The organism is Vreelandella sp. L-25, assembly GCF_056857535.1.
This window is the reverse complement of sequence record NZ_JBSXNH010000073.1, coordinates 41,088-50,184: the sequence shown is the minus strand read 5'-3', so window position 1 is coordinate 50,184 and position 9,097 is coordinate 41,088. Positions and strand designations below refer to the sequence as shown.

The following is a 9,097-nucleotide window of genomic DNA, read 5'->3' as shown; positions in this document are numbered from 1 at the left end:
CCGCTGTTTTCAGCGAGTGAAGCGAGCGATCTAAACAACAAGACGGCTCTAACTTCCTGACAAACCAGAGGTTTTCAACCTCCTTCACCGCTGGTAACGCTTGGCGTCCCCGGCAGCGGATGCGTACTTTACGGATTCGCGGCCGGGTTGGCAAGCGCTAATTATCAAATAGTCGAAAAAAGTTTCTGCCGCCTTACTTGCCCTCTTTTATAGAGCAATGGAAACCGCTTCGGCACGTCTAGTTTGGCGGTTACACTTAGCACTTTATACAGCGCCACCTTCACCCACGCCCACTAAAGATGAGGTCCATGATGAGCCAGCACCTATTAACTGTCGATTCATTAAGCCGCGAGAGCGTTGATCACTTGTTACGCGTGGCGGCACGCATGGAGCCGATTGCTAGCCGTCGCCAAGTCACGCGGGTGTTGGAAGGTGCAGTGTTGGGCAACCTGTTTTTTGAAGCGAGTACTCGCACACGGGTGAGCTTTAATGCCGCGTTCTGCCGACTGGGGGGAAGCGTGTGCGACACCACAGGCTTTACCTTCTCTTCCATGGCCAAGGGCGAGTCGCTTTACGACACCAGCCGTGTAATGAGCGGCTACTGCGATGCGATTGTGATGCGTCACCCAGACCAAGGTTCGGTAGCCGAATTCGCCGCCGCCACCCATGTGCCCGTCATTAATGGTGGCGATGGCCCAGGCGAGCACCCAAGCCAAGCCCTGCTGGACCTTTATACGATTGATAAGGAGTTTCAGCGATTAGGCAAACGCTTAAGCGGGGCGCATATTCTGCTGACCGGTGATTTGAAATACGGTCGCACGGTGCATTCGCTGATTAAGCTGCTGTCACTCTATGACCCGCTGCGTATTACGCTGGTGTCGCCACCAGGGCTGGAGATGCCTTCTTACTTAATTGATCTAGTGGCTTCTCGCGGGCATCGCATTGAGCAACGCGACTCACTGGCCAGTGACTTTGCCGATTTGGATGTGGTGTACACCACCCGCATTCAGAAAGAGCGCTTTACGGATGAAATGAACGAGAGTTTCCAGGGGCTTTCCGACGACTTTATGGTCAACCGTGATTTTCTTGACCAGCGCTGTAGCCAAAGCACGATCGTGATGCACCCGCTTCCCCGCGATAGCCGCCCAGGCGCTAATGATTTGAACGTCGATTTGAACGGCGATCCACGGCTGGCGATTTTCCGCCAAACCGATAATGGTATCCCCATGCGGATGGCGATTTTTGCCACGCTGCTAAAAGTGGATGACCTGATTGAGAAAGACCTGCGCCCGGTCCGCTGGTTCGTGCCTTCCCAAACTGGCACCCTGGACCGTTAATACGGCGGTGGATTAGTAAGCGCTCCGTCCGCCAGGAAGGCCTTCCTGGTGGGCGAACCAACCTTCCAAAATTAACACCGCGGCAATACCGTCTACGCTCTCTTCTCGGTAGTTACCTCGGTGGCCCGCCGTGTGGGCAATCCGCTTGGCTTCTTGAGTCGAGCCACGCTCATCGACCATCTCACAGGGTTTGCCGTAGCGGCCATGCAAGCGATTGCCGAACTTACGCGCCCGGGTACTCATAAGCGACTCAGTCCCATCCATATTGAGCGGCAAGCCGACGACGAACAGATCTGGCTGCCACTCTTCAATAAGGCGTGTGACCACGTTCCAGTCAGGAATGCCGTCACGGGCGGGCAGCGGCGTCAGCTCCCGCGCACTGCGCAGCAGCTCGTTACCCACGGCGACGCCAATGCGCCGCGTTCCAAAATCAAACGCCAAGATCAGGCGCTGCCCGTTATCTGCCATCCCACTTACGCCTCATCCAACCGCACGCTTATGCATGCCCTGCGTTGCGCGTCATTAGGTTTAAATCAACCCCGAGAATACCGGCGGCGGCCGTAAGGCGCTCGGCTGGAGGCGTATCAAACAGCACGCTGCTTTGGCCCTCTACCGTTAGCCAGGCGTTCTCTTTCAGCTCATCCTCTAGCTGACCCACTTCCCAACCTGCACAGCCTAAGCACACCAGAAAGTGTTCGGGGCCAGTGCCATCCGCCAGCGCTTGGAGAATATCCATGGAGGTAGTGAGCGCAATGCCATCTTCCACCTGGATGCTGGAGTCCCACGCTTGGCTGTCGCCAACGTGAAGAATAAAGCCGCGATCTTTATGCATGGGGCCGCCGTAGTAGACCGGCGCATTACGGTGGGGACTGTCGTCACCGCCGAGTGAGAGCTGCTCAAACAGCGCATCCAGGGTAATTTCCAGCGGGCGGTTGGCAATCACGCCCATACAGCCATTGTGGTCATGGTCACATAAATAAATCAGGCTGCCCGTGAAATTAGGGTCTTCCATGTGGGGCAGCGCCATCAAAAAGTGGTGTTTTAAGCTTTGCATGCGTCTCCTACGGCTTGCCGATGGCTCGGCAAGCCTTACGTCATTTGGCGAATAGAACGTTCACCGATTAGGCCAAGCGACGTTCGATAGCGTCTAACAGCATTCCGGAAATATCGGTGCCGCGTTGATCGTCGATCTCACGGACACAGGTGGGGCTGGTGACGTTGATCTCGGTAATGTAATCACCGATGACATCCAGGCCGACAAACATCAGACCCTTCTCACGAATCATCGGCTGCACCTGTTGAATCAACCAGTGGTCGCGCTCGGTCAGTTCGCGGCTCACACCGCGACCGCCTGCGGCTAGATTGCCGCGGGTTTCGCCCGCCGAAGGGATTCGCGCTAGGCCAAACGGCACCGGCTCGCCATCGACCAAAAGAATCCGCGTATCGCCATCCTTGATTTCCGGCAGGTAGCGCTGAGCCATGATTTGGCGCTGGCCACGCAGCGTCAGTTGCTCAATCACCGCGCCAATATTGCGGCCATCGGGGCCGATATGAAAAATGCCCGTGCCACCCATGCCGTCGAGTGGCTTGAAAATCACATCGCCGTGCTCGGCATGAAAGGCGCGCAGTACATCATCACGGCTCGCCACAACCGTCGGCGCGCAGCACTGGGGAAACTGCTGGGCAAAGAGCTTCTCATTACACTGCAACAGCGCAGCAGTGGGGTTTACCACCAGCACGCCCTCGCGCTCGGCAAAGCCCAGCAGATGCACCGCGTTAATAAACTCCGCATCCACCGGCGGGTCTTTCCGCATCAGCACCACATCCAGCTCGGCCAACGGACGCTGAATCGCCTCGCCCAGGTCGTACCAGTGCTCTGGGTTACGGTGCACGGTGAGTGGACGCATCCGCGCGTAGGCTTTGCCCGCCTGTAAGAACAGGTCGTCCTGCTCCATGTAGTGCAGCGTATAGCCGCGCTCTTGAGCGGCCCACAGCATGGCTAAGGTGGTGTCTTTCTTGTACGCGATGTCGCTGATGGGATCCATCACCACACCGAGATGCAACGTTGATTGGCTCATCGAAATACAGTCCATGCAGGATCAATAAGTCATCAGTATGCCGCACTGCAGGCACGGCTCCAACCGCGGCTATTGATCCGCCGGGTCGGAGAGCGCACCGGGCACTAGGCGGATCGCATCTGGCGCCAGAGTGATTAGCTGCTGCTTATAGAGACGGCCAATCGCCTGCTTAAAAGCGCTCTTGCTAACTCCCAAGCGGGTTTTGATATCGTGCGCCGAGCTTTTATCACCCAGCGGCAGATAGCCGCCGCTCTCACGCAGCGCTTTCAGCACTTTATCACCCACCACATCCAGGCGGGCCGCGCCGGGCGGTAGCAGTGAAATATCCACTCGACCATCCTCGCGGCGCTGTTTCACAAAGCCTTTCAGCGACTGCCCACGGCGCAGTGGCTGAGTAATATCGTCCTGGTAGATCAGCCCCCAGTAGCGGTGATTGACCACTACTTTCATACCTAAGTCCGTGCGGTCGGCTACCACCACATCGACTTCGTCGCCTTTCTCTAATGCCCAGGCATCGTCCGTTAAAAAACGGTCAAGACGCATGGTAGCGACCGGCCGCCCCTGGTCGTCGCTATACAACATCACCAGCACCCGCTTACCGGGGTCGGGACGAAAGCGCTGCTCGCTATAGGGCAGCAGCACGTCTTTGGGCTGCCCCCAACGCAGAAAGGCTCCGGTACTGTTCACCGCCGTCACGGTTAAATAGGCCACATCGCCCAGTTGGGCAGATGCATCGCTGGCGGATCGGGGGGTGGAGTGTGACTCACGGACCATGGGTGCCGTCCTTACAAGAAGTAGATCTTCATTATGGTACCTTGCCTAGGCAAGGCAAAGCGGCGTCGAATGACGCCAGCGCTGGGTACAAAAAAACCGCCGCCGCAACAAACACGGCAGCGGTTTGATAGTAAGCGCTTACAAATCGCCGAAGTGGTGCTGCAGCAGCGTGAGCGCGACCACAGGAGCCGTTTCGGTGCGTAGCACCCGTGGCCCCAGCGTCAGTGGCGTAAAGTGGCTGGCGATAGCGGCCTGAATATCCGTATCGCTTAAGCCGCCCTCTGGGCCAATCAACAGTGCGGCGGACGCGGGACGCTCTGGCTGAGCAAAGCCGTTACCTGTCGCTAAGTGCAGCATCAAGCGCAGCGGCTCTTGGCGCTCGGCCAGCCACTCACCTAACGCCTGCGGAGGGTGAACAGGCGGCACCACTGCCCGGCCGCTCTGTTCGCAGGCACTGGCCGCCACGGCCTGCCAGTGCGCCAGCTTTTTCTCTTCGCGGTCGCCTTTCAAACGCACATCGCCCCGCTCGGTATACAGCGGGGTAATCGCCGCCACACCAAGCTCAACGGCTTTTTGAATGGCGTAATCCATGCGGTCGCCCTTGGAAATCGCTTGCCCAAGATGCACCGCCAGCGGCGACTCGCCACTGCCTGACCACACCGCCTCAACAGTAACAGTGGTGTGCTTACGCCCCACCTCCGCCAGCCGAACACCCGCCTCTTGGCCTGCGCCATCAAACAAGATCAGCGGCGCGCCTTCGCCCATGCGCAGCACGCGGGTAACGTGCTTAGCAGGGCCCTCAGGTAGCGTTAAGGTAGCGCCCGCTGACAGCTCAGCAGGCACATAGAGACGCGGCATTTTGCCGTGTAGCGCGATCCAACCAGCGGCGTTTAGCGAACCCGACATAGCTTAGTGCGTGTTCTCAGCCGCTTGGCTTGCCTGCTGCGCTTCGCGCTGCTTGCGCTGGGCGTACATGGCTTCGAAGTTGACCGGCGCCAGCATCAGCGGCGGGAAACCTCCACGGTTGACCAGGTTGTCAACACACTCACGGGCGTACGGGAACAGCAGGTTAGGGCAGAACGCACCCAGCGTTTGCTCAAGCTGTGCGCCTTCGATGCCGGAAATACGGAACAGGCCCGCCTGCTCGACTTCTGCCAAAAACGAGGTGGTGCCAGTTTCGCTGTCGTTGACCTGCGCGGTCACTTTGACGACCACTTCATACTGGTCGTCGGCCACTTTCTGGCTGGTGGTGTTCAGGTCCAGATTCACCTTCGGCTTGAACGCCTGCTTGAACACAGAAGGAGAGTTCGGCGCTTCAAAGGAAATGTCTTTCACGTAAATACGCTGTAAAGAGAATTTCAGCTGGGGCTTTTCGCCTTCTGCGGCACCTGCCTGCGGGGTGTTGTTATCTTCCGCCATGGGAGACTCCTCGTTATTCATTCAATAAAAAAGCGTGCGGCCCAGAGGCCGCTTTCGTCGTTTACTTCTTCACTACGGGAAGACCATCGGCCTGCCACTGCATCATGCCGCCGCGCAGCTTCATCGCCCGTTCAAAGCCCGCTTTTTCCAGCTTTGCCTGGGCAGCGCCCGAACTTTGACCATGCTTGCACACCACGATGATCGGCTGGCTCTTCACTTTCTCCAGCTCGTTCATGCGGCTATCCAGGCTGCTTTGGGGAATGTTGCGAGCGCCAGCGATATGTCCGGCTTTGAAGTCTTTGCTCTCACGAATGTCCAGCACCACCGCGTCTTCGCGGTTGATGAGCTGAGTGGCCTGGGTAGAGGACACCGCATTCGAGGAGGCGCTACGCGTTTCATAAACAATCCACGCTATGAGCACCAGCAAAAATGCCCCCACGAGGAGGGGGTGGTTCATTACGAATTCGAACAGCTGATCGATCATCGCGAACACAATCTCTTGGTCTATGCAGAAAAAAGCGGCCTAACCGCCCTCAGAAACGCGACAAGTATACACGTCACAGGGCATACCGCGCAGGCCATGACGCCCGACGGCTGCCTGCGTTATGATGCCCCAAGCGCGCGCCTGTCGCGACCCCGATTATCAGGTGTTGTCTGAAAACTGGCTGAGCCGCCCTCACCAGCGTTTCAAACTGCACCTCACGTCGCTTGGCTGACTCAAATACGAGGGAATTTTCAATGACAACACCTGCACCGCGCCCCGTTGCGCTGATTATCCTAGACGGCTACGGCCACAACCCCGACAACGCCTACAACGCTGTCGCTGCGGCCAACACCCCAGTGATGGACGCGCTATGGGCCAACCGCCCTCACGCCTTCGTGCATACCGATGGCCGTCATGTGGGGCTACCCGACGGCCAGATGGGCAACTCCGAAGTCGGCCATATGAACCTGGGTGCCGGGCGTATCGTTTACCAGGACTTCACGCGCATCACCAAAGCCATTGAAGATGGCGACCTGGATACCAACGAGGTGCTCACCAAGCCTATCGACGCAGCAGTCGCCAATGGCCGTGCCGTGCATCTGCTGGGCCTACTCTCTCCAGGCGGTGTCCACAGCCACGAAGACCACTTTATCGCCATGGCCGAGCTGGCAGCGCGGCGCGGTGCCCAGCGCATCTACGTGCACGCCTTTCTAGATGGCCGGGATATGCCGCCGCAAAGCGCACTGGCGTCTATCGAGCGCGCCAACGCTCGCCTTTCAGAACTGGTCGGTGCCGATAACGGTTTTGTGGCTTCCATCATTGGCCGCTTCTTCGCCATGGACCGCGACAACCGCTGGGAGCGCGTTGAACAAGCCTACCGCCTGCTCACCGACGGCCACGCCGATCACACCGCCACCAGCGCGGAAAGCGGACTACGCGACGCCTACCAGCGCGGCGAAACCGACGAATTTGTGGCGGCGACCAGCGTGCCGATTAACGGTAACGCCATCACATTACAAGATGGCGACGCAGCGATATTCCTAAACTTCCGCTCCGACCGCGCTCGTGAGCTGACCCGCGCCTTCACCGATGCAGAGTTCACCGGCTTTGAGCGCCGTGCGCGCCCAACGCTTGCCGGTGATGGCTTGGTCATGATGACGCGTTACGCAGCGGACATCGCCGCGCCAGCCGCGTTTCCGCCCATCGACTTAACCGACACCCTAGGCGAAGTGGTCGCTAAGCGCGGCCTCACCCAACTGCGGATTGCCGAAACAGAGAAGTACCCCCACGTGACGTTCTTCTTCTCCGGCGGTAACGAAGCTGAGTACGAAGGTGAAGAGCGCATCCTGGTGCCGTCGCCTCGTGATGTGAAAACCTACGACGAAAAGCCGGAAATGAGCGCCTATGAGATTACCGATAAGCTGGTAGAAGCCATTGATAGCGGCCGTTTCGATCTCATGGTGTGCAACTACGCCAATGGCGACATGGTAGGCCACACTGGGGATTTCGACGCCGCCGTGAAAGCGATTGAGACCGTCGATATTTGCGTTGGCCGCGTGGTGGAAGCGATTGAGCGCGCGGGCGGTGCCTGCCTGATCACTGCCGACCACGGCAATGCCGAGCAGATGGTTCACCCGGAAACCGGTGCACCGCAAACTGCCCACACCACCTTTGTGGTGCCGCTAGTGTACGTTGGTGAGCGCGCCGCCCAGCTCGAAGATGGCCGCCTGTGTGACCTTGCCCCCACGCTGCTGACCATGATGAATCAGCCACAGCCTGAGGCGATGACCGGAACTCCGCTGCTGCGCTTCGAGTAATGCCCATGTGGCAACGGCTAGCTCGAACGGCCTTATTAACGACGGCCTTGCTAACGCTGGGCTATTCGTCAACGGCGATGGCACAACAGGACGAACAGGCTGCCAGAGAGCAACTTGACGCCATCGGCCAAGAAATTGATGCTATGGTCAAGCGGCTGAGCGCCACGGACCAAGCGCGGGACAGCGCCCAGCAAGAGCTAAGGGAAGTGGAAACAGAGCTGGCCCAGACCCACCAGCGGCTGGACCAGCTACAGGCCGAGCGACGCCAGCTCGCCGATGAAACCACCCAGCTACGCCAGCACCGCGAACGCTTAGAGGGTGAACGCGATGCCCAGTACGCCGCGCTAGGTCAGCAGCTTGCCGCGCTTTACCGGCTGGGGCCAACGCCCCAGCTGAAGCTGCTGCTCAACCAAAGCGATCCCGCTGAACTTGACCGCATGCAGGCCTACTTAAACCGGCTAACACAGGCGCGCCAGCAGCGCTTGACCGATATCGCCCGTCTGGATACCGCGCTTGTGGATACCGAGCAGGCGCTGGCCGAGCGCCAGACCCGGCTGGATGCCCTGGCGGACGAACTGGAAGCGCAAAGCGCGCTGCTGGCCCGCCGTACCGAGGAGCGGCGCAGCGTCGTGACCACGCTGGATGATCGTTACGAGAGCGAAGCCGACCGCCTGGCCGATCTCAGCCAGAGCCGCGAACAGGCCGAGCAGCAGCTCCGCGCGATTCAAGCCGAACTGGCGCGGCTGGCAGAGCCCACGCCTACCACCAACATCACCCGCACCCAAGGCGATTTGCCTTGGCCCGTGCAAGGCAGCATCACCGCCAGCTTTCAGCGGCGGAACGGGGTTCACTACAACGGCATCGTGATTCAGGCCAGCGAAGGCACGGCAGTCACGGCGGTTCATTCAGGCCGTGTGGTGTTTGCCGACTGGATGCGAGGGTTCGGTAACTTATTGATCATCGACCACGGTGACCAGATCATGACGCTCTACGCCCACTTGCAGCAGTTCAGCGCCCGCCCGGGGCAGCAAGTGAGCCGTGGCGATGAAATTGGCCGTGTAGGCAGTAGCGGCGGCCAAGCCAGCCCCTCGCTTTACTTTGAGGTGCGCCACAGCGGCGAACCAATTAATCCGCAACGTTGGATTGCGCGCCGTTGACGGGATAAGCTGGTGATAGTGGCTTTATGAT

Annotated in this window: 10 protein-coding genes; 3 read left to right on the top strand and 7 right to left on the bottom strand. The window is 59.0% G+C overall.

The annotated features are described in order from the left end of the window. Positions 1-311 precede the first annotated feature (311 nt). On the top strand, positions 312-1,337 hold the full coding sequence (locus AC13CN_RS12245) for an aspartate carbamoyltransferase (protein WP_044628642.1): 1,026 nt from the start codon (positions 312-314) through the stop codon (positions 1,335-1,337). 12 nt (positions 1,338-1,349) lie between these two features. Here AC13CN_RS12245 and ruvX read toward each other — a convergent pair whose 3' ends face one another. From ruvX to AC13CN_RS12210, 7 genes are all read right to left on the bottom strand, one after another. Then, positions 1,350-1,805 carry a Holliday junction resolvase RuvX gene (ruvX, locus tag AC13CN_RS12240; RefSeq protein WP_062361456.1) on the bottom strand — a complete coding sequence of 152 codons (456 nt, stop codon included), beginning with the start codon at positions 1,803-1,805 and terminating at the stop codon, positions 1,350-1,352. A 28-nt stretch (positions 1,806-1,833) separates the two neighbouring features. After that, on the bottom strand, positions 1,834-2,391 hold the full coding sequence (locus AC13CN_RS12235) for a YqgE/AlgH family protein (RefSeq protein WP_062361460.1): 558 nt from the start codon (positions 2,389-2,391) through the stop codon (positions 1,834-1,836). A 67-nt stretch (positions 2,392-2,458) separates the two neighbouring features. Further along, positions 2,459-3,415 (bottom strand): glutathione synthase, encoded by a 957-nt coding sequence (gshB, locus tag AC13CN_RS12230; protein WP_044628534.1) that lies wholly within the window; start codon positions 3,413-3,415, stop codon positions 2,459-2,461. A 69-nt stretch (positions 3,416-3,484) separates the two neighbouring features. After that, positions 3,485-4,189 (bottom strand): CvfB family protein, encoded by a 705-nt coding sequence (locus AC13CN_RS12225; protein WP_062361463.1) that lies wholly within the window; start codon positions 4,187-4,189, stop codon positions 3,485-3,487. Positions 4,190-4,327: 138 nt separating this feature from the next. Further along, on the bottom strand, positions 4,328-5,095 hold the full coding sequence (locus tag AC13CN_RS12220) for a 16S rRNA (uracil(1498)-N(3))-methyltransferase (RefSeq protein WP_062375167.1): 768 nt from the start codon (positions 5,093-5,095) through the stop codon (positions 4,328-4,330). 3 nt (positions 5,096-5,098) lie between these two features. Beyond that, the gene (secB, locus tag AC13CN_RS12215) at positions 5,099-5,608 is read right to left on the bottom strand and encodes a protein-export chaperone SecB (protein ID WP_044628537.1); all 510 of its coding nucleotides are present in this window, start codon (positions 5,606-5,608) and stop codon (positions 5,099-5,101) included. A 61-nt stretch (positions 5,609-5,669) separates the two neighbouring features. Continuing rightward, on the bottom strand, positions 5,670-6,092 hold the full coding sequence (locus AC13CN_RS12210) for a rhodanese-like domain-containing protein (protein WP_074211227.1): 423 nt from the start codon (positions 6,090-6,092) through the stop codon (positions 5,670-5,672). Positions 6,093-6,346: 254 nt separating this feature from the next. Here AC13CN_RS12210 and gpmI point away from each other — a divergent pair, with 254 nt between their 5' ends. Together gpmI and AC13CN_RS12200 are read left to right on the top strand one after the other, a co-directional pair. After that, entirely contained in the window at positions 6,347-7,909 is a 1,563-nt protein-coding gene (gene gpmI / locus AC13CN_RS12205; protein ID WP_228219300.1) for a 2,3-bisphosphoglycerate-independent phosphoglycerate mutase, read from the top strand. Continuing rightward, a complete protein-coding gene (locus AC13CN_RS12200) occupies positions 7,909-9,066 on the top strand; it encodes a murein hydrolase activator EnvC family protein (protein WP_054641225.1) in 1,158 nt (385 codons plus the stop codon). The genes gpmI and AC13CN_RS12200 overlap by 1 nt, the downstream gene beginning before the upstream one ends. Positions 9,067-9,097: the final 31 nt, after the last annotated feature.